The organism is Halopseudomonas sp. T1L2 (assembly GCF_055397385.1).
In genome coordinates this window covers 1,433,794-1,452,774 of record NZ_AP040865.1, presented here as the reverse complement: position 1 = coordinate 1,452,774, position 18,981 = coordinate 1,433,794, and the positions used below count along the sequence as shown (strand labels likewise).

Below are 18,981 nucleotides of genomic sequence, written 5' to 3'. Positions count from 1 at the left end.
GCTGGCGGGTCATACAGGGCAGTTGCAGGCAAATGGCCGTAAACAAGCAAAATCGCCAGGCAGGCGCGATGCGCGACCGCTGTGATTGTGGTTATGGCGACAGGGTGGTGAGGACAGTTCCGGGTGCGGCGCAGTGGGCTGTGCGTCGGTGCTCCCGTTACTCAGGCAGGTCCTGCAAGGTGAGGCAGTGCCTCAAAAAAACGCTTGGAATCATTATCAGACCGAAAAGTCACATTCGGACTGTGAGTTTCAGTTAAGCAGCGGCGTTGTCTCGGTGCAAGCAGTTGTTGCAACAAGGCGACAAAATGCGCAGCCAGGTGGACAGCGCAGCCACCAACGCTCGACAATGCCCGCGTCCCCTCTGTCAGGTGCCCCGCTCATGCATATCGTTGCCGACGAAAATATTCCCCTGCTGCAGGCCTTCTTTGCCGATCAAGGCCGGCTGACGACGCTGCCCGGGCGCAGTATCCGCCGTGAGCATCTGCTGGACGCCGATGCGCTGCTGGTGCGTTCGGTGACGCGGGTTGACCCCGCCATGCTCGAGGGCACGCCGGTACAATTTGTCGGTACCTGCACCATTGGCACCGATCATCTGGATTTGCCGGGGCTGGCTGCGGCCGGTATTCAGGTTGCCAGTGCGCCCGGTTGCAACGCGCGCGGTGTGGTCGAGTATGTGCTCAGCTGTCTGCTGACCCTGTCGGAACGAACTGGCCTGCCGTGGCGTGAGCGCCGGGTGGGTATCGTTGGTGTTGGCGAAGTGGGTAGTCGTCTGGCGGCAACGCTTGGCGCGCTGGGCGTGGAGTGTGTACTGTGCGATCCGCCGCGGGCCGCCCGTGGTGAGGCGGGGTTTGTCGACCTGGATGCGTTGCTGACGCAGGTAGACGTGGTCAGCTGCCATGTGCCGCTGACCCGCAACGGCCCGGATGCAACCTGGCATCTGATCGATGCGCCCCGTTTGATGGCCCTGCAGCACGGGACCTGGCTGATCAACAGCAGCCGCGGCCCGGTGATCGACAATCATGCGTTGTCTGTGCTGCTGGCTGAACGCCCCGATGTGCAGGTGGCGCTTGATGTCTGGGAGCTGGAGCCGCAGGTCGATACCGCGTTGCTCAAGCTGTGTGCGTTGGGAACGCCGCATATTGCCGGCTACAGTCTGGATGGCAAACTGCGTGGCACCGAGCTGATCTATCAGGCTCTGTGTCGGCACCGTGGCGAGCAGCCGAGGCTGACGTTACAGGTTCTGGCGCCGGAGGCCGGTTGTGCGCAGCTGCAGTTCAGTGCCGAGACGCCGGCCCAGTGGCTGCTGGAAAAGGCGCTGCGCCAGGTGTACGACGTGCGCGATGATGACGCCCGGTTCCGGGCGGTGATGATGCCGCTGGCGGGTCAGAGTACCGGGGCTGCTTTTGATGCGCTGCGCAAGGAGTATCCGCTGCGCCGCGAATGCCCGCAGGTAAGGATTCTGCAGGCGGATGGGGAAGGGCAGGCCGCGCTGCTGGCGGCCGCCGGATTCAGTGTTTGAAGCGCGGTTGCGCTGCCACCCACTGACGGTCCAGTTGCTCACAGGCGTGCTGGATCATCTGTTCGGTAATGGCGACTTCGCGACCGGCTTCATCGATGATAAAACCACCGACGCAGTGAGCCGGGTGCAGCAGAATCTCGGCGGTTTCACGACACGGTTTCAGGGCAGGCACGTTCATGGTTGTCTCCCGTTATCAGTCAGGTTCAGCCGCATTGGCAGCTGAACGCAGGATATGGCATTGCCATGACGGATTTGTGACATGGAAAACCCGATAGCAGAACATCACAACACCCGTTTTCGTCTGGGGTTGATTATCAACCCGCTGGCGGGGGTGGGCGGTCGTGCGGCGCTCAAGGGCTCCGATGGCGTAGCCGAGCAGGCGTTGGCAATGGGCGTTGAACCGCAGGCGCACAGCCGGGTAAGGCAGGCGCTGGAGTCGCTGCTGCCGCTGCGTGATCGCATCCGGCTGTTGGCTGCCCCTGGGGTGATGGGCGCCGATTTGTTGACTGATATGGGCTTTGACTGCGAGGTGGTCGGGGCGCTGTCTTGCCCACCGGAAACATCCGCTGAAGACACTGAAACCATTGCCCGGCAGATGAGCGAGCTGGGTGTGGACCTGCTGCTGTTTGCCGGCGGCGACGGTACTGCACGCAACATATGCAACCAGCTCGACGGGCGTCAGCTGGTGCTGGGTATTCCGGCCGGGGTCAAGATTCATTCCGGCGTGTATGCGGTCAATCCGCGCGCTGCCGGTGAGCTGGTCGCGCTGCTGGTGCAGGGCGAGCTGGTGCGGCTGCGTGAAGCGGATGTGCGCGACATCGACGAGCAGGCATTTCGCAACGGTCAGGTGCGTACCCGGCATTATGGTGAGCTATCGGTGCCTGAGGAGGGGCGTTTCGTCCAGCAGGTCAAGCAGGGCGGCCGGGAAGTGGAAACCCTGGTACTGGACGATATCGCAGCCGGACTGCAGGAAGCGCAGGAAGATGGCACAGGCTGGATCCTCGGCCCCGGCTCAACCACGCTGGGCCTGCTGGAGGCCATGGGGCTCGAAGGTACTCTGCTTGGCGTCGATGTATTGCGCGACGGTGAGGTGATCCTGCGTGATGCGACCGAGCAGCAGCTCTGGAAGTTGGTCGAGCAGGGCGGCGACTGGCGCATTCTGGTGACCGCCATCGGTGGTCAGGGCCATATTCTCGGGCGCGGCAACCAGCAGTTGTCACCGCGGATCATCCGCGCTGTCGGGCTCGATAACCTGCTGGTGGTCGCTACCAAAACCAAGCTGCGCAGCCTTGCCGGACGCCCCTTTCTGGTCGATACCGGTGACAGCTCGCTCGACAGTGAACTGAGCGGCTTGCGTCGGGTACTCAGCGGGTATCGTGAGGAAATGCTCTATCCGGTGAACTGGAAGGCGGAGTAAGGCAAGATAGGGCGCGTCCGGGCTGCGGTCAGCGATGCTGCTGGCGCCATCGTGCTGCCGACGTCGTTGTTTATCCTGAAGGGTGGTAATGAACAGACGCGATATCAAAAAGGCCCACGAGCAGAGTGTGCTGCGCTCCTTCAAGCGTTATCTCGAAGGGAGCGGGCGCAGTCTGGAGATTCTCGACTATCCCGATCCGCCGGACGCTATCGTTGTCCTTGACGGCTCACCCTGCTGGATCGAGATTACCGATGCCTTTATCGGTGCTGATTTTGCCCGGAGCCTGACCAGCTTTGCCGCCGATGATGTGGAGTACATCCCGGCCGGACGCGGGATGACTGTCAACCCGGATGAAAACTTTGCCGAGGAGGTGGTCGCGGTCGTGGAGAAGAAGTACGCCAAGGCCTCCATCACCGATATATACGAGGCGAGCGGCGCGGGCATTCTGCTGGTCGGCCTGTACTCGCCGTTTGTGTTCGAGCGTGAAATTACGCAGATTGTCAAAGTGCTTGCTGCGGTACGCCAGCAACACGACGGTCGGTTCAGCGAGATGTATGTCTACAACGCCGTTCATGATTTTTTTCTGGTTCCCTGACCCAAGGGCTGGCAGGCTGCGCGTTAAACTCGCTTTAGCCGGTTCCGGGCCTGCCCAATCCGCAGCGTCAGTCAATGAGGTATGAAACGTGAACAGGATAAATCCGAAGAAGCTTCTCCACAGCAAGTGGACGGCGGTTGCGCCGGTCAACCGGGAAAAGCATTTCATGATTACCGACGTTGAGGTCGATGAGGAAGGGCAGGTAATTGGCTGCGAGATCGAGGCGGTCCTTTCCAAGCGTCAGGCTCAGATTGACTGGCGTGAGCTGAAGGACGACGCCAGGTGGCTGCAAGGCTGGAAGTGACGTCTCGCGGCGCATGACATGGCCGTTGCGCTGGCGTAGGCTGCTGGCAGCGGGGCCGCGTCGGTGTTGTGAACAGCAATCTGGCAGCCGCTGCCTCACGCGGTTGCGCATCATCAGGCTCATCAGCTCACAGGCGGTGGGTACACGCTAAGGAATGGCACTATGAAAAAATGGCTGTTGGCAGTCTTGTTACCGCCGCTGTTGTCCGCCTGCTCCAATTCGGAGGAGGAGGCCCGCACGCTGCTCAACCATGCTATTCAGGACTGGGATCGAGGTGAGCTTGCGCTGGCACTTCAGGCCTTCGATCGGATCGAGGATCAGTATCTGCACACCGCTGCGGCTACCGATGCCTTGACGGAGCGAGCAGCGCGAATAGAAAGCTACCGCCTGGAGTTCGGCCCGGAGGCAAATCAGCGGCGCAACAGGGGGCTGGTGTCGCGTGATGTTCTTCAGCACCTTGAAGCGGTGCACCAGCGCAGCGGACTTTACCCGACAGGGCTGAGCGAAGGGGCAGACGCCTATCAGGGCCAGTTTGGCGCGTATCTCGAGCAATGCAGCTACCAGAGCCGATTGCCGCAGTATGGTTATCAGCTTGATTGCAGCAAGGCGGATGCGGCCTATCAACAGGAGCGGCGGGGCGGCGCGATGTCGGCCGCTGGCCGCCAAGAGTCCGCCCGGATCATCAAGTCCGCAGGCGATCTTGTGTCTGCGGCTACTACCTGGGGAGCGCGCCTGAATCCCTCTGGAGACATCCCTACCGGGCGGTTTCAGGCTTTTTATATCAATACCAGGCAACCGCAGCAGGTGATTGCTACAGAGACCGTGGATAACATCGCGATCAACTATATTCGGGATGACTTCCATGGCATCGAATCGGGCGACTTCGGTGGCTACTGGGTCGGCAACCTCATGTTTGAGGAGCCGACCGTAAAGCGGATTTCGGTCAGTCAGAGCTGGGCCAAGTCACGCGTTCTGATTGATGGTCGGGTGCTCTATGAGGGCGGCTCCGATCAGTCGGTGCTGTATCGCTTTGAGCCGGGTGTGCACAAGCTGGAGGTCGAGTACGTCAACAACTGGCATACCACCGAGTTCAACGTGGACATCAGCAGCGAGCAGACCTATCTTGAGGCCAGTGAGATTCGCGCACGCCTGGGCGAGGCGCTACCTGCAGATGTGACCCTGTATTACGCCGGTGTCTATGAGAGCAGCGCACAGGATATGTCCATCGTGCTGAACCTGGAGCACACACAAGGGGCGGTCGCGCTGGTCCTGAGCTCCTACAGTCCGGTCAGGTGGCATTTGTCCAACCCGTTTGGTGTCGACGTCAGGGCAGTTGTCTATGGCGCCTACAAGCCTGGCTCCAGGCTGGATGGCGACCTGCCCGAATCACTGCTCAGATTGCCGGCCAAGTCCCGGATCGGGTCCTACCGCGTGGGTGCGGAGTGCAGTTGTACTGCTGGGACTTTTCATTGTTCCGGGGGGAGCCTGGGGCCTACGCTGAGTGCGCTGAAGGGATTGACGGGTGTGTCGCTGAGCGGTTTTTCCGGCAGCTATTCTGCATCGGCACTGGCGGTTCCAGCGACCCGAATCGACGAGGCGTTTTTGGCCCGGCTGGCGGCTGATGAAGCGAACGTTGCTTCGCAGCGTGCGGCTTGCAAGACAGAAAATGACCCTGACTTCGAGACGCTTCTGGGTGATCCCTGAGCGGGATTGTCGTTGCCTTAATGGCGCCAGACAGGGTGGAGGTTTGAAACAAAAAAAGGGATCAGGTGAAGCACCCGATCCCTTTCTGTTAGCCGTCTGACGATTTAGCGGTAGTTACCGGCGCGCAGCGCAGCGATGCGCTCATCCAGCGGCGGATGACTCATCAGCAGACCGGCCAGACCATTTTTCAGACCGCCGTTGATACCGAAGGCGGTCATCTCGCCGGGCAGCTCAACCGGAATGCCTTGCTCGGCTTTCAGATGCTCCAGCGCTGCGATCATGGCACCGGCACCAGCCAGCTGGGCCCCGGCGGCATCGGCGCGGAACTCACGCTGACGGGAGAACCACATGACGATAATGCTGGCGAGGATGCCCAGTACCAGCTCGGCAAAGATGGTTGCGATGAAGTAGCCGATGCCGGGGCCGTCACTTTCGTTCTTGAATACCGCGCGATCAACGAAGTTGCCGATGATGCGGGCAAAGAACATGACGAAGGTGTTTACCACGCCCTGGATCAGCGACAGGGTGACCATGTCACCGTTGGCGACGTGACCGATCTCGTGGGCCATAACCGCTTTCACTTCGGCTGGGCTGAAACGCTGCAGCATGCCTTCAGACGCGGCAACCAGCGACGCGTTCTTGTTCCAGCCGGTGGCAAACGCGTTTGGCGCGCGGGATGGGAAGATCGCCACTTCCGGCATGCCGATGCCGGCGGTGCGCGCCAGTTCTTCAACGGTGCTTACCAGCCAGCGCTCTTGCTGGGTTTGTGGCTGTTCGATCACGCGGGCACCGGTGCTGCGCTTGGCCATCCACTTGGACAGGAACAGCGAAACGAAGGAGCCGGCAAAACCGAATACGGCACAGAAGATCAGCAGCGACTGCAGGTTCATGCCACCCTGACCATCGTGGACGCTGCCAACGCCCAGCAGGCTCAAGGTGACACTGGCAACCAGAATCACTGCTACGTTGGTAGCCAGAAACAACAGTATTCGCATCATGGGGGTATCTAATCCTATCGAATGAAAACCGGGTGTTGCAGACGCCTGCTCAAGGCTTGGGCGATTTACATGGGGCTTATATTGGGCGAAAGCCCGTGTCTTTCAACGACGACTCTATGACAAAACGTGTCTTGAGCGGGTTCCGCTGCGATGGGTCACGATTGACGGCGAAAGCACTGCTGAACGGCGTCGAAGATTTCGTTGCCAGAGCCGCTGCGCAGGGCATCGCGCAGGCGTTGGGCAAGGGTCGCTCGCTGGCGTGCGACACTGGCTGGCAGGTCTGCCTGCAAACGTTGCGGGTCAGGTGCAGAGAGCAGGGTGAAGGCGCGTTCGGTCAGGCAGCACTGATCAATCGCTTCCTGGCGGATAGTGTCGGTGTAGCGCAGGAGCCCTTCCTGGGCGAGCCACAGCATGGTGCTGAAACAGGCCATGTGTCGTGGTGCGGGAACGCCAAATGCATCGGGTTCATGTTCGCCGATCAGATCAACGACAAACAGGCTGCCCGGTTGCGGAAAACGGTTGTACAGCGCCACCAGGATGCGCGCGACATCCTGGTGGAAGTCCTCAATATGAAGATCCGCTGCCACGGGGCTTACTGCCGGTAGCTCTTGAGGAAGTTGCCGATGCGGCCAATCGCCATTTCCAGATCGTCCTTGCGCGGCAGAGAGACGATGCGGAAGTGGTCAGGCCATGGCCAATTGAAGGCGGTACCCTGGACGATCAGAATCTTTTCCTGCAGCAGCAGGTCGAGCACGAACTTCTCGTCGTTATGGATCGGGTAGACCTTGGGGTCCAGGCGCGGGAACAGATACAGCGCGCCCTTGGGCTTGGTGCAGCTGACGCCGGGAATCTCGTTGAGCAGTTCCCAGGCGGTGTCACGCTGTTCCAGCAGGCGGCCGCCGGGCAGAATCAGGTCATTGATGCTCTGGTAGCCGCCGAGAGCCGTCTGGATCGCGTGCTGAGCCGGCACGTTGGCGCACAGACGCATCGATGCCAGGATTTCCAGGCCTTCCAGATAGCTTGTGGCGTGCTGCTTGGGGCCGCTGATAACCATCCAGCCGGAACGGAAGCCGGCAACCCGGTAGGACTTGGACAGACCGTTGAACGTCAGGCAAAGCACATCGGGGGCGACTGCCGCCAGTGATTCGTGGACAGCGCCGTCGTACAGGATCTTGTCGTAGATCTCGTCGGCAAACAGGATCAGGTTGTGCTCGCGGGCGACCTGGGCCAGTTGCTCAAGCACTTCGCGTGGGTACACCGCGCCGGTCGGGTTGTTCGGGTTGATGACGACCATGGCTCGGGTATTGGGAGTAATCTTGCTGCGGATGTCCTCAATGTCCGGATACCAGTCTGACTGTTCGTCGCACAGGTAATGCACAGGCTTGCCGCCGGAGAGGCTGACCGAAGCGGTCCACAGCGGATAGTCCGGGGCCGGGATCAACACCTCGTCGCCGTTGTTGAGCAGACCCTGCATGGCCATCACGATCAGCTCGGATACGCCGTTGCCAAGGTAGATGTCTTCAATGCCGACACCCGGTATGTTCTTGGTCTGGGTGTAATGCATCACCGCCTTGCGCGCCGAGAACAGGCCGCGCGAGTCACTGTAGCCCTGGGCGGTTGGCAGGTTGAGAATGACGTCCTGGAGGATTTCCTCCGGCGCCTCGAAACCGAAGGGTGCAGGGTTGCCAATGTTCAACTTGAGAATGCGGTGACCTTCTTCCTCGAGGCGCTTGGCGTGCCGCAGAACGGGCCCGCGAATGTCGTAGCAGACATTGGCCAATTTGTTGGACTTGCTAACCTGCATGATGCTTACCTTGTCGATCCAGGGCTGGGTGGGATGTGTCGGGGAGGCGATTGGAGACTTCCCTGAGCGCGCGTAAAGCGCTCATCATACGTCTTGCGTGGGCGAGTGTGAAAGCCCGATTACGGTTATCCGGAGTGAATTCATGAACAAGATCAGCAAGAGTGAATCCGAGTGGCGCGAGCAGTTGTCCGAGTCGCAGTTCCAGGTCTGTCGCCTGAAGGGAACCGAACGCCCGTTTACCGGTGCCTACTACCGCAATACCACCCCCGGGGTATACCACTGCATCTGCTGCGATGCCGCACTGTTTGACACCGATACCCAGTTTGATGCCGGCTGCGGCTGGCCGAGCTATTACCAACCGGTACGTCCTGAGGTTGTAGAGGAACACGAGGACTTCAGTCATGGCATGAACCGTATCGAGGTGACCTGCGCCCAGTGCGATGCGCACCTGGGGCACGTGTTTCCGGACGGTCCGCCGCCGACCGGGCTGCGCTACTGCATCAACTCGGTTTGCCTGCGGCTGGAGCCGCGCGAAGCATGATTAGTTGTGTGCAATTTTGTTGACATAAAGTTATTTGTGGCTAGGCTGGCGGGTGAACATTCCATTTCAGTCCTGTTTTTCAAGGAAGCCATCATGAGCAAGTTGCTGGACATACCCTGCACCACAATCGACAACCGCGACTCTTCCCTGGCAGAGCTGGGCGGCAAGGCCTACCTGGTAGTCAATACCGCCAGCAAGTGCGGTTTTACCCCCCAGTACAAGGGCCTTGAAGCGTTGTGGCAGGACTATCGGGATCGCGGTTTGCGGGTCGCCGGCTTCCCGTGCAATCAGTTTGGCGCCCAGGAGCCCGGCAGCAGCGATGAAATCAGCCAGTTCTGCGAGCTCAATTACGGTGTCAGCTTCCCGCTGTTTAAAAAGGTCGAGGTCAATGGCAGCAATGCCCATCCGCTGTTTGTCGAACTGAAAAGGCAGGCTCCGGGCCTGCTGGGCAGCAAGGGCATAAAATGGAACTTCACCAAGTTTCTGGTTGATGGCCAGGGCACGGTGGTCAAGCGCTATGCGCCGACCACTGCGCCCGATGAGCTGCGTGCGGATATCGAGGCGTTGTTGTCGTGAGTGCAGCGCGTAACCCTGATGAGCTGGACGATCTGCTGGCACTGGATAACCAGCTCTGCTTTGCCCTGTATGCCGCTTCGCGGGCCCTGATGCGGACCTATCGTCCCTTGCTGGAGCCGCTGGGGCTGACCTATCCGCAGTATCTGGTCATGCTGGTGCTGTGGGAGTGGCAACGGCAGCCGCCCGCGCATCCCGGTGTCAAGGCGCTGGGGGAGCGGTTGCAGCTTGACTCCGGGACCCTGACGCCGCTGCTCAAGCGCCTGGAGGCGCAGGGTCTGGTTCGACGCGAGCGAGTCAGGGGAGGCGATGAGCGTCAGCTTCAGGTCAGCCTCACTGAGGCTGGCGAGCGTCTGCGCGAGCAGGCCGGTGAAGTACCTCGGGCGCTGATGTGCAGCACGGGCATGAGCGCCGAGCAGGTCATGACCCTGCGCCGGGGCCTGGATCAGTTGCTTGGGGAGCTGCAGGAGTAACCTGGTCTGTCGGTGTCAGCCAGCGCTGCAGTACCGCCTGCAGATCTTCGCGCTTGAAGGGTTTTGCCAGGTAGTCGTCCATGCCTGCATCCTTGCAGCGCTGGCGGTCCTCATGCAGCGCATTGGCGGTGAGCGCAACGATGGGCAGGTGCTGCCAGCGCGGGTCGGCGCGCATGCGTCGGCTGGTTTCGTAGCCGTCCATTACCGGCATGTTGCAGTCCATCAATACCAGTGCGTAATCCTGTTCTGCCAGTTTGCTGAGTGCGATTTCGCCGTGCTCGGCCAAGTCCACCTCGAACCCCAGGCGGCTGAGCATGCCCTTGGCCACCATCTGATTGACAGCGTTGTCCTCAACCAGCAGCAGTCTCTGGCCGTTGCCCATCTGCTGCTCGGTGCTGCTTTTTTCGCTGCGAGGCTGAGCCTCGAACAGGCCATCGATGGCAAGCGCCAGACGATGTCTCGCCGGCGGCGTGGCGACCTGCTGGCGAACGTGGCAGGCCTCGGCCCGCGTCTGATCCAGTTGCTGGCTGTAGCTGCAGATGAGCAGGCGAGGAATATCCGGCCTGATGTCCCGTAGCCGTTCGGCCAGCTGTGGACTGTCGATCAGCCAGCAGCTGGCGGCCGGCAGGTCCCCTGCGAAGTTGTCGCTTGGCTCGTAGTCGATACGCTTGCAGCGCATTTGCCAGCTTTCCAGCAGGCGCTGCAGTGTGGCGCCCTGAAGGTGGCCGCGCTGATTCCAGATCAGTACGCTGCAAGGCTGTGGCCGTTTATAGCGCGGTGCCTGCTCATGGCGCAGCAGTGGCAGTCGTACGCTGAAGGTGCTGCCGCGCCCCGGTGTCGACTCGACACTGAGTTCGCCGTGCATCGCATCTGTCAGGCTCTTGCACAGGGTCAGGCCGAGGCCTGTGCCACCGAACCGCCTGGAAATCTGAGCGTCGGCCTGGGTGAAGGGCGAGAATATCTCGTTGATTGCCTGCGCTGGAATACCGATGCCGGTGTCGCTGACGCTGATGCAGACATGCCGTTGCTCGCCGTCGCTGCGCTCCAGCGTCAGACGCAGAGCGACATGGCCCTGCTCGGTGAACTTCAGGGCATTGGAGAGCAGGTTGCTGATGATCTGACGGATGCGTGTCGGGTCGCCGAGCAGCAGTCCGGGCAGGTTGGGGTCGATTTCGCAGATCAGTTCGAGGTCTTGCTTGCCGGCGTTCTGGGAAAGCAGGCTGGCCGTTTCCTCCAGCAGAGCGCCGAGGTCGAAGGGAATCTGTTCCAGCTGCAGCTTGCCGGCCTCGAACTTGGACAGGTCGAGGATGTCATTGAGCAACGCAACCAGCACCTTGCCCGAGTCGTAGGCGATAGACAGCTGCTGGCGCTGCTCCTCGTTGAGCGGGCTGTCCAGGGTCAGACCGATCATTCCCAACAGGCCGTTGATCGGTGTGCGGATTTCATGGCTCATGTTGGCAAGGAAGGCCGAGCGCGCGCGTGCCATATCCAGTGCTGCCTCGCGGGAGGCCTCCAGCTCCCGGTTGGATTCGCGCAACTGCGCATTGGTGTGCTGGAGTTCGGTGGTGCGTGATTCCACGATGCTTTCCAGCTCCTCAAGATACTTGCGCAGCCGCTCCTCGGCGCGCAGCTTCTGGCGCAGGTTGACATCGATGCTCTGCAACTGACGGTTAATCACCTCGACCAGCGCGCCAATCTCGTCCCGCTCGTGACCATCAGGACAGGGCAGGCGGCTACGCTCGCCCTCGGTTTTCATGTTCAGCAGGTCATTGATCAGATGCACAAGCGGCTTGGTCAGCATGGCATAGAACAGCACCATGAGGATCAGCGACAGCACCAGGCTGAGTACGAAGCCGGAAAGCATCGTGAGTCCTGCGCGGCGCAGGAAGCTCGCCCCCTGGTAGAACGTGTCGACTTCGATGACCAGATGGCCCAGCAGCTCACTGGGGGCATGGTCGACGTACAGGGGCTGGGAGTAATCACGGCGGCGACCGAACAGGGCGTCGCTGACGGCTCGATAGCCGCTGTTTGCCATTGGACGGCTGACGCTGGCCAGGGCAATGCCGTTGTTGTCGATAATCTCTGCACGAACGACTTCAGGCGCCTCCAGCAGACCGTTGACCAGCTCCAGCGCCAGCTCGGCATCAATGTTGTAGGCAATGCGTGCGGCGGGGCTGAGACTGACGTTGATCTGGGCTTGGACTTCCTGGTCGATCAGCGCGTCCTCAGAGCGATAGTCGACAACCACCTGGATCAGACTAAGCAGGGTTCCGAGAATAAAGGCGGCGAGGACGCTGAGGCGCGCCTGCTTGAACGACAGTCGGTTGGTGAAGCGGATATCCATAAATGGGCGTCGATTCCAGTGGCGTCCTTTGCTGAGCTTAGCGCAATTGTCGGGTGGGTGATGGCCCTTTATAGCGGTAGTGGTGACAGTGACGCTGGCGTGGCATTCTTGCACGTTTGACGGCCAAAGGAGAAACCCATGTCGGGCATGAGTAGCGAGCAGTTCATGCAGCGTGTCGCGGACTTCATCGATCGCTTCGAGCGCACCTTGCCGGCGACGCCCTCTGCGGTTGACTGGAGCAGTACCTTCGCCGCGCGCTGGAGCATGGAAGGGCAGCTGTGCCAACTGCGTCCGCTGCAGGTCGGTCTCGGTTTGCGGCTGGACGATCTGGTGGGTGTTGATCGCCAAAAGCAGTTGCTGGAGAGCAATACCGGCCAGTTTGTTCGCGGCCTGCCGGCCAATAATGCGCTGCTCTGGGGGGCGCGCGGCACGGGCAAGTCTTCACTGGTCCGGGCGCTGCTCAGTGAGTACGCGCAAGCCGGGATGCGTCTGATTGAAGTAGACAAGGCCGATTTGGTGCATTTGTCTGCGCTCCTGCCGCTACTTGCCGGTCAGCCCTGGCGCTTCGTGCTGTTCTGTGACGATCTGGCTTTTGAGGCGGATGACAGTGGCTACAAGGCGCTGAAGACGGTCCTGGACGGTACCGTCGAAGCCAGCCCGGAAAATATCCTGCTCTATGCCACCAGCAACCGGCGCCATCTGCTGCCCGAGCACAACAGTGACAATCTGTCCGCCAGACAGGTTGATGGAGAGATTCATCCGGGCGAAGCGATCGAGGAAAAGATCGCGCTGTCGGACCGCTTCGGTCTTTGGGTTTCCTTTTACCCCTTCAGTCAGGAACATTACCTGGCGGTGGTGCAAAAATGGCTGGGTCAGTTGGCTGGCGAGTACGGATTGCAGTGGCAATGGGACGAGCAGCTGCAGCTTGAGGCCCTGCGCTGGGCGACGGGGCGGGGCAATCGCAATGGCCGCTGCGCCTATCAGTTTGCCCGTTCCTGGGTGGGGCGTCAGTTGCTCGGCAACTGACGCGGGGAATCAGCGTTACATGCGACCGCTGAGCTTGGCGACCAGTTGATGCTCGGCCGGAAGCAGGGCCGAGACGCTCTCGCGTGCGGTGACGCGGCTCAGCAGTGAGGCCAGTCCGGGCCAGCGCGCTTCGTCTATCAGCTCGCCAGCGTGGGCCATGTTGATCAACTGACAGACGACAGCGATATCGGCCATGCTGAACTGGTCGCCGAGAAAGAAACGCCGTTCTCCGAGTTCACGCTCCAGGTAGTCGAACAGCGGCGGCAGGTGCTCGTTCAGCGATGCCTGCACCCTGGCTTCATCGGCGGGCTCTCCGACGCTGCAAGCGACGATGCGGGGAAAGAACACACCAAAGGTACAGTGCGGTGCCAGCTCATAGTCGGCATATTTCTCCAGCCAGCGAACGCGGGCGGCTTCTTCCGGCGTGCTGCCGTAGAGCGAAGGGCCGCCGCGGCTGTCCTGCAGATACTGGGCTATGACCGCAGAGTCCGCCAGCTTGACGTCGCCATCAACAATCGCTGGTATGCGCCCGAGTGGACTGATGTCGTAGTACCAGTCCGGCTGGCCGCGGGGCGGAATGAACGTGTGCTCGTAGGGGATCTGATGTTCCGCCAGCAGGATGCGCACCTTGCGCACAAAGGGGGACAAGATGGCGCCATAGAGAGTCAAGGCCATGTCAGGGCTCCGGTATTGTTGGGTCAGGACGTCGGCGCGCTTTGGCGCCGAGCGAGTGTGGTTCACAGGGGAGAATCCCAGGATATTGGCCGCTTTCGCTGAACGTGCAGGCAGCGCGGGCGTCTGCCCGCTGCGTCAGTCGTCGTAGACGGCTTTCTTTTGCCAGCCGGCGTCTTCCGATTCCAGCTCGGCGAGGCCGGCGGTCAGTTCACTGGGTTGACCTTCATCGGCCCGGTTCTGTTCTACCACCGCTGCTTCTGCACGTTGCAGCAGGCGCTTGTACTGCTCCAGATGTTTCGCCAGCCCCGGGTTATTCAGCCGAGTAATAAAGGCGATGGCGCGCTCGTATTGCAACTTGGCCACTCGCGGTTTGCCTTGCTGCATGCCCAGCTTGGCGGTTGCATTGAAGGTATCCAGTGTGGCACTGATCAGGAACCGGCGCACCTGACCGCCCGCCTGCTTGAAGGTGGCGTTGTCGATTAGCCGGTCCTGTTCTGCCAGCTGCAACTGCTTGAACAGGTTTTCCAGCTGCAGCCGAGCTTCCTTGCCCTTGGCTTCACTGTCCAGCTCGGCAACGGGGTTGCTGGGCAGCTTACCTTCAGCAATGGTTGCCCGGGTTTGTTCCAGACGCTGGGCAGCATCGGCAGATTTGCCGATACGACAAAGCCGCTCCAGCAGGGCCGTCTCAATCTCCAGAATTACCTTTGCGAGTTCTGGTGGCATGAACTGGCCGGGGATGCTGGCCATGGCCTGCCGGCTGAGTTTGATGCGCGCATTCAGTTCCGCGACCTGGCGAGCGCGCTCCAGCCTGTTGCGCTCGAGGCTGTGGCTTATGAATCCCACGCAGACGAGAATGATCAACCCTCCCGCCAGCAGACCGCCAATGAGTAATGGGGACACGCTCTTGTCTCTCTTTTTAAGTCGGAGCTTTAACGATAACCGGTGTCGATACTGACCTGATTTCACTGCAGATCAATGTCACTTTCGCATCATGGCCGACTGAAATCGGTCGGACAAGCCTTTTTTCCCGGTTTGGGCGCGCGGGTGTGAGCTGCGCAGGCTGCCGTGCATGGTCGATGCGAGTTGTTGCTAGCCTGCTGTGCGCAGCAAAAAAACCTGAAAAAATATCAGCTTGAGGGGTTGACGGTGTTTCGGGCGGTGCATAAAATGCGCGCCACTTGCAGCGAACATCACGCAGCAGGTAGCCAGAGGTAATACTCGGCATAGAGAAGTCCGGATACGTCCCCTTCGTCTAGTGGCCTAGGACACCGCCCTTTCACGGCGGTAACAGGGGTTCGAGTCCCCTAGGGGACGCCACTTTCGGCGTCAGATTTGCGGGAATAGCTCAGTTGGTAGAGCACGACCTTGCCAAGGTCGGGGTCGCGAGTTCGAGTCTCGTTTCCCGCTCCAGATTCAACAAATAAACCGTCCTTGAGGCGGTTTTTTTTGTGCCCGTACGCGATTCGGGTTTTGTTGAAGATGCTTAATATTAGTTGTTGACGAGGTCGCGGGTGACGCATAAAATGCGCGCCACTTGCAGCGAACAACACGTTGCAGGTAGCCAGAGGTAATACTCGGCATAGAGAAGTCCGGATACGTCCCCTTCGTCTAGTGGCCTAGGACACCGCCCTTTCACGGCGGTAACAGGGGTTCGAGTCCCCTAGGGGACGCCATTTTCGGCGTCAGATTTGCGGGAATAGCTCAGTTGGTAGAGCACGACCTTGCCAAGGTCGGGGTCGCGAGTTCGAGTCTCGTTTCCCGCTCCAGATTCAGCAAAAAAACCGTCCTTGAGACGGTTTTTTTGTGCTCGAAACTCGGGCGCAAAAGGAATGGCTCAGTTGGTAGAGCGCGACCTTGCCGAGGTCGGGGCTGGGCGGGTAGCCTCGCGAGTTCGAGTCTCGTTTCCCGCTCCAGATTCAGCAAAAAAACCTCCCTTGAGACGGTTTTTTTGTGCCCGAAATTCGGGCGCGCAGCAAGGGCAGGCGGCAGGGCCGACCTTGCCTCAACGGGGCAAGGCCGGTAATCGCCTCAGCGCGCCTGCAGCAACTGGCGGGCCTGCTCCCAGTCGAAGGGTTCGCCGCGGGCTTCCGCTTCGGCGCGGTGTTCATCCAGCAACTGATATTGGGCGATTTCTTCGTCAGGCATGAAGTGCAGGCAGTCGCCGCCAAAGTACCAGAGCAGGTCGCGGGGAATCAGGTGGGCGATCTGTGGGTAGCGGGCGATAATCTGGCAGAGGATATCCTGGCCCAGATACATATCATCGTGATTGCCCTGTTGGAGCTGGTTCAGCAGCTCATTGAAACGCTCCATAAACAGCTCGTTGCTTTCTTCCGGTAGCTGTTCAAGCAGTGCCGACTGGGCGCGGATGGTGTCGTACAGGCTCTGCAACAGAGCCAGGTGATAGTCGTGATAGCCGAGTGTGTTGTTCATGGAGGACTCCTGATAGCGCAATGGCGGGGAGTCTATCAGGTTGCGAGCCACACCGCGCGGCGCGCGCAGAGGGTGGCCGGCGCTGTGGCCGGCCACCTGTCGCGCTAGGTGCTTTCGGTTTTGCCAGCCTTGCGGCGAGCGGGTTTATGCGGAGTCATTTCTTCCTTCGAAAAATCATCGACGGTAATCACCGCCAGGCGCGCAGCACGAGCCTCGCGCACCAGTTCGGCTTCCTCCGGGCTGATCACGCCGCTTTCGGCTGCAACTGCCAGCGTATCGGCATCGCTGTCATGGTCAAGCTCGCCCGAGCGCAGGGCCTTGTGCAGGCGTGCTTCGATAGGATCGGCGAGGATGACTTTGCTCAGCGCGCTGTTGAGCAGGCCGGTTACGTCGTTTGGATCCGCGCTCTGATAGCAGCCGGCAATCAGCCGATCACGTGAGGCGCCCGGGCGCATCAGGCGGCGGGCTATTTCGGCGCCGATCCGGTCACTCGGCGGATCAAGCCTGCGACCGAGCGGGAAGATAATGGTGCGAAGCAGGCAGCCCATCGATCGGTTCGGGAAGTTGCGCAGCACCTCGTGCAGGCTGGTTTCGATCCGATGCAGGAGGTCTTCCAGTCCCCACTGTACGAAGGGCAGATCCTCCTCCTGGCGCCCCTGGTCGTCGAAGTGCTTGAGGGTCGCGCTGGCAAGATAAAGATTGCTCATGATATCGCCCAGGCGTGCGGAGAGTCGCTCACGGCGTTTCAGCTCACCGCCCAGCATCAGCATGGTGCAGTCTGTCAGCGTGGCAAAAGCAGCCGCCAGACGTGAAAGCTGCTGGTAGTAACGGCGGGTTTGCGGGTAGTCCGGCACGCCGGCCAGACGTCCACCGGTCAGGCCCAGCAGCAGGCTGGCGGACGCATTGCTGAGCGAGAAGCCAATGTGCTCGAACAGCAGTCGATCAAAGTGGGTCAGGGCCTCGTTGTGATCGTCCAGTGCGGCGGCCTGCATTTCCCGCAGGACATAAGGATGGCAGCGAATGGCGCCCTGGCCGAAGATCATCATGTTGCGGGTCAGAATGTTGGCGCCCTCGACGGTGATCGAGATCGGCACGGACTGATAGGCGCGGCCGAGGTAATTTCGCGGGCCCATGCAGATGCCCTTGCCGCCGTGCACGTCCATGGCATCGTTGATGCACTGGCGCATGCGCTCGGTAAGGTGGTACTTGACCACTGCGGACAGCACCGAGGGCTTTTCGCCCAGATCGACGGCGCCGGCGGTCATGGTGCGCGCGGCATCCATAACATAGGTGTTGCCGCCGATTCGGGCCAGCGCTTCCTGAATGCCTTCAAACTCCCCGATGGGCAGATTGAACTGCTGGCGGATGCGGGCATAGGCGCCGGTGGTCATGCTGGCCATCTTGGCAGCGCCAATGCTGCCGGCCGGCAGCGAGATAGAGCGCCCGACCGACAGACAGTTCATCAACATCATCCAGCCCTGACCGATGCGTTCCTGCCCACCGATCAGGTAATCCATGGGGATGAATACGTCTGTGCCCGAGTTGGGACCGTTCATAAAGGCAGCATTGAGCGGGAAGTGGCGTCGCCCGATGTTGACACCCTCGGTGTTGGTGGGAATCAGCGCAAGGGTGATGCCAAGCGACTCTTCGTCGCCGAGCAGGTGATCCGGGTCATAGGCCTTGAAGGCCAGGCCCAGCACCGTTGCCACGGGGCCTAGGGTGATATAGCGCTTCTCCCAGGTAACGCGCAGGCCGATGACTTCCTCGCCGTTCCACTGGCCCTTGCAGATAATGCCCTTGTCGGGCATGGCTCCGGCATCGGACCCGGCTTCAGGCGCAGTCAGGGCAAAGCAGGGGACCTCTTCGCCACGGGCCAGACGGGGCAGGTAGTGCTGTTTCTGTTCCTCGGTGCCGTAGTGCATCAGCAGCTCGGCAGGGCCGAGCGAGTTGGGCACCATGACTGTCGAGCCCAGATCGCCGCTGCGGCTGGCCAGTTTCATCGCGATCTGGGAGTGGGCGAAGGCCGAGAAGCCCTTGCCGCCGTACTCCTTGGGGATGATCAGGCCAAAGAAGCCGTTGTCCTTGATGAATTGCCAGACGTTCGGTGGCAGGTCCTGTAATTCGGTAGTGACTTGCCACTCGTTGGTCATTTGGCACAGCTGTTCAACCGGGCCATCAAGAAATGCCTGCTCCTCTTCGGTCAGGCGCGGGGTCGGGAAGTTGTGCAGCTTGCCCCAGTCAGGGCGACCGCTGAACAGCTCGCCGTCCCACCAGACGGTGCCGGCATCCAGGGCTTGCTGTTCGGTGTCCGATAACGGCGGCAGTACCTTGCGGAACCAGCCGAGCAAGGGCGCGCTGATACTCTGGCGACGCCAGTCCGGCAGGTTGAGCGGTACGGCAATGCCAAGGAATACAGCCCACAACAGCAGATCAAGCAGCCAGTGGGTGGAGCCGAGTAGCGTCATTACGGCGAGATAGGCTGCTACGCCGATGGTGGCATTGAGCAGGCTCGTTCGGATGTAGGCCAGGCCGGCGATACACAGTAGCAGGCCGATCAGCCAAAGCAGGGTCATCATAA

At 60.7% G+C, this 18,981-nt stretch carries 19 protein-coding genes and 5 tRNA genes; 14 read left to right on the top strand and 10 right to left on the bottom strand.

Annotated features, from left to right (window positions below; all coding sequences use genetic code 11):
- Nucleotides 1-379: 379 nt before the first annotated feature.
- Nucleotides 380-1,519: a 4-phosphoerythronate dehydrogenase PdxB gene (gene pdxB, locus ACZ5WQ_RS06820; protein ID WP_464383425.1), complete on the top strand. Its 1,140-nt coding sequence runs from the start codon at nt 380-382 to the stop codon at nt 1,517-1,519.
- Here the strand turns inward: pdxB and ACZ5WQ_RS06815 are convergent.
- A complete protein-coding gene (locus ACZ5WQ_RS06815) occupies nt 1,509-1,697 on the bottom strand; it encodes a PA1571 family protein (protein WP_228247414.1) in 189 nt (62 codons plus the stop codon). The genes pdxB and ACZ5WQ_RS06815 overlap by 11 nt on opposite strands.
- An 81-nt stretch (nt 1,698-1,778) precedes the next feature.
- Here ACZ5WQ_RS06815 and ACZ5WQ_RS06810 point away from each other — a divergent pair, with 81 nt between their 5' ends.
- The 4 genes from ACZ5WQ_RS06810 to ACZ5WQ_RS06795 all read left to right on the top strand — a co-directional run bounded on the left by ACZ5WQ_RS06810 (nt 1,779) and on the right by ACZ5WQ_RS06795 (nt 5,539).
- On the top strand, nt 1,779-2,936 hold the full coding sequence (locus tag ACZ5WQ_RS06810; protein WP_464383424.1) for an ATP-NAD kinase family protein: 1,158 nt from the start codon (nt 1,779-1,781) through the stop codon (nt 2,934-2,936).
- Between the two features lie 88 nt (nt 2,937-3,024).
- A complete protein-coding gene (locus ACZ5WQ_RS06805) occupies nt 3,025-3,531 on the top strand; it encodes a hypothetical protein (protein WP_233049824.1) in 507 nt (168 codons plus the stop codon).
- A gap of 88 nt (nt 3,532-3,619) precedes the next feature.
- On the top strand, nt 3,620-3,835 hold the full coding sequence (locus tag ACZ5WQ_RS06800; RefSeq protein WP_088273886.1) for a TIGR02450 family Trp-rich protein: 216 nt from the start codon (nt 3,620-3,622) through the stop codon (nt 3,833-3,835).
- Nucleotides 3,836-3,997: 162 nt separating this feature from the next.
- On the top strand, nt 3,998-5,539 hold the full coding sequence (locus tag ACZ5WQ_RS06795; RefSeq protein WP_464383423.1) for a hypothetical protein: 1,542 nt from the start codon (nt 3,998-4,000) through the stop codon (nt 5,537-5,539).
- A 104-nt stretch (nt 5,540-5,643) separates the two neighbouring features.
- Here the strand turns inward: ACZ5WQ_RS06795 and htpX are convergent, their stop codons facing one another.
- From htpX to ACZ5WQ_RS06780, 3 genes are all read right to left on the bottom strand, one after another.
- Nucleotides 5,644-6,537 (bottom strand): protease HtpX, encoded by an 894-nt coding sequence (gene htpX / locus ACZ5WQ_RS06790; protein ID WP_464383422.1) that lies wholly within the window; start codon nt 6,535-6,537, stop codon nt 5,644-5,646.
- Nucleotides 6,538-6,692: 155 nt separating this feature from the next.
- A complete protein-coding gene (locus ACZ5WQ_RS06785; RefSeq protein WP_464383421.1) occupies nt 6,693-7,124 on the bottom strand; it encodes a hypothetical protein in 432 nt (143 codons plus the stop codon).
- Nucleotides 7,125-7,129: 5 nt separating this feature from the next.
- Nucleotides 7,130-8,341 carry a pyridoxal phosphate-dependent aminotransferase gene (locus ACZ5WQ_RS06780; RefSeq protein WP_088278048.1) on the bottom strand — a complete coding sequence of 404 codons (1,212 nt, stop codon included), beginning with the start codon at nt 8,339-8,341 and terminating at the stop codon, nt 7,130-7,132.
- Between the two features lie 142 nt (nt 8,342-8,483).
- On the opposite strand from ACZ5WQ_RS06780, the gene msrB reads away from it, so the two are divergent.
- The 3 genes from msrB to ACZ5WQ_RS06765 all read left to right on the top strand — a co-directional run bounded on the left by msrB (nt 8,484) and on the right by ACZ5WQ_RS06765 (nt 9,928).
- Entirely contained in the window at nt 8,484-8,882 is a 399-nt protein-coding gene (gene msrB / locus ACZ5WQ_RS06775) for a peptide-methionine (R)-S-oxide reductase MsrB (protein ID WP_335598694.1), read from the top strand.
- A 93-nt stretch (nt 8,883-8,975) separates the two neighbouring features.
- On the top strand, nt 8,976-9,458 hold the full coding sequence (locus ACZ5WQ_RS06770) for a glutathione peroxidase (RefSeq protein ID WP_172409681.1): 483 nt from the start codon (nt 8,976-8,978) through the stop codon (nt 9,456-9,458).
- On the top strand, nt 9,455-9,928 hold the full coding sequence (locus tag ACZ5WQ_RS06765; protein WP_228247421.1) for a MarR family winged helix-turn-helix transcriptional regulator: 474 nt from the start codon (nt 9,455-9,457) through the stop codon (nt 9,926-9,928). Before ACZ5WQ_RS06770 ends, ACZ5WQ_RS06765 begins: the two co-directional genes overlap by 4 nt.
- On the opposite strand, the gene ACZ5WQ_RS06760 is transcribed toward ACZ5WQ_RS06765, so the two are convergent.
- On the bottom strand, nt 9,876-12,272 hold the full coding sequence (locus ACZ5WQ_RS06760; protein ID WP_233049820.1) for an ATP-binding protein: 2,397 nt from the start codon (nt 12,270-12,272) through the stop codon (nt 9,876-9,878). The two genes, ACZ5WQ_RS06765 and ACZ5WQ_RS06760, sit on opposite strands and share 53 nt — an antisense overlap.
- A 147-nt stretch (nt 12,273-12,419) precedes the next feature.
- On the opposite strand from ACZ5WQ_RS06760, the gene ACZ5WQ_RS06755 reads away from it, so the two are divergent.
- The gene (locus tag ACZ5WQ_RS06755) at nt 12,420-13,298 is read left to right on the top strand and encodes an ATP-binding protein (RefSeq protein ID WP_464383631.1); all 879 of its coding nucleotides are present in this window, start codon (nt 12,420-12,422) and stop codon (nt 13,296-13,298) included.
- A gap of 15 nt (nt 13,299-13,313) precedes the next feature.
- On the opposite strand, the gene ACZ5WQ_RS06750 is transcribed toward ACZ5WQ_RS06755, so the two are convergent.
- From ACZ5WQ_RS06750 to ACZ5WQ_RS06740, 3 genes are all read right to left on the bottom strand, one after another.
- Nucleotides 13,314-13,973: a glutathione S-transferase family protein gene (locus ACZ5WQ_RS06750; RefSeq protein ID WP_228247423.1), complete on the bottom strand. Its 660-nt coding sequence runs from the start codon at nt 13,971-13,973 to the stop codon at nt 13,314-13,316.
- Between the two features lie 135 nt (nt 13,974-14,108).
- Entirely contained in the window at nt 14,109-14,873 is a 765-nt protein-coding gene (locus ACZ5WQ_RS06745; protein WP_335598690.1) for a hypothetical protein, read from the bottom strand.
- 16 nt (nt 14,874-14,889) lie between these two features.
- Nucleotides 14,890-15,198: a hypothetical protein gene (locus ACZ5WQ_RS06740; RefSeq protein WP_228247425.1), complete on the bottom strand. Its 309-nt coding sequence runs from the start codon at nt 15,196-15,198 to the stop codon at nt 14,890-14,892.
- 16 nt (nt 15,199-15,214) lie between these two features.
- On the opposite strand from ACZ5WQ_RS06740, the gene ACZ5WQ_RS06735 reads away from it, so the two are divergent.
- From ACZ5WQ_RS06735 to ACZ5WQ_RS06715, 5 genes are all read left to right on the top strand, one after another.
- A tRNA-Glu gene (locus tag ACZ5WQ_RS06735) sits at nt 15,215-15,290 on the top strand.
- A 17-nt stretch (nt 15,291-15,307) separates the two neighbouring features.
- Nucleotides 15,308-15,383 (top strand) — tRNA-Gly (locus ACZ5WQ_RS06730).
- Between the two features lie 187 nt (nt 15,384-15,570).
- A tRNA-Glu gene (locus ACZ5WQ_RS06725) sits at nt 15,571-15,646 on the top strand.
- 17 nt (nt 15,647-15,663) lie between these two features.
- A tRNA-Gly gene (locus ACZ5WQ_RS06720) sits at nt 15,664-15,739 on the top strand.
- 52 nt (nt 15,740-15,791) lie between these two features.
- A tRNA-Gly gene (locus ACZ5WQ_RS06715) sits at nt 15,792-15,886 on the top strand.
- Nucleotides 15,887-16,001: 115 nt separating this feature from the next.
- Here ACZ5WQ_RS06715 and ACZ5WQ_RS06710 read toward each other — a convergent pair.
- Nucleotides 16,002-16,403 carry a PA2817 family protein gene (locus ACZ5WQ_RS06710; RefSeq protein ID WP_233049817.1) on the bottom strand — a complete coding sequence of 134 codons (402 nt, stop codon included), beginning with the start codon at nt 16,401-16,403 and terminating at the stop codon, nt 16,002-16,004.
- Nucleotides 16,404-16,507: 104 nt separating this feature from the next.
- On the bottom strand, nt 16,508-18,976 hold the full coding sequence (locus tag ACZ5WQ_RS06705) for an acyl-CoA dehydrogenase (RefSeq protein ID WP_285677414.1): 2,469 nt from the start codon (nt 18,974-18,976) through the stop codon (nt 16,508-16,510).
- Nucleotides 18,977-18,981: the final 5 nt, after the last annotated feature.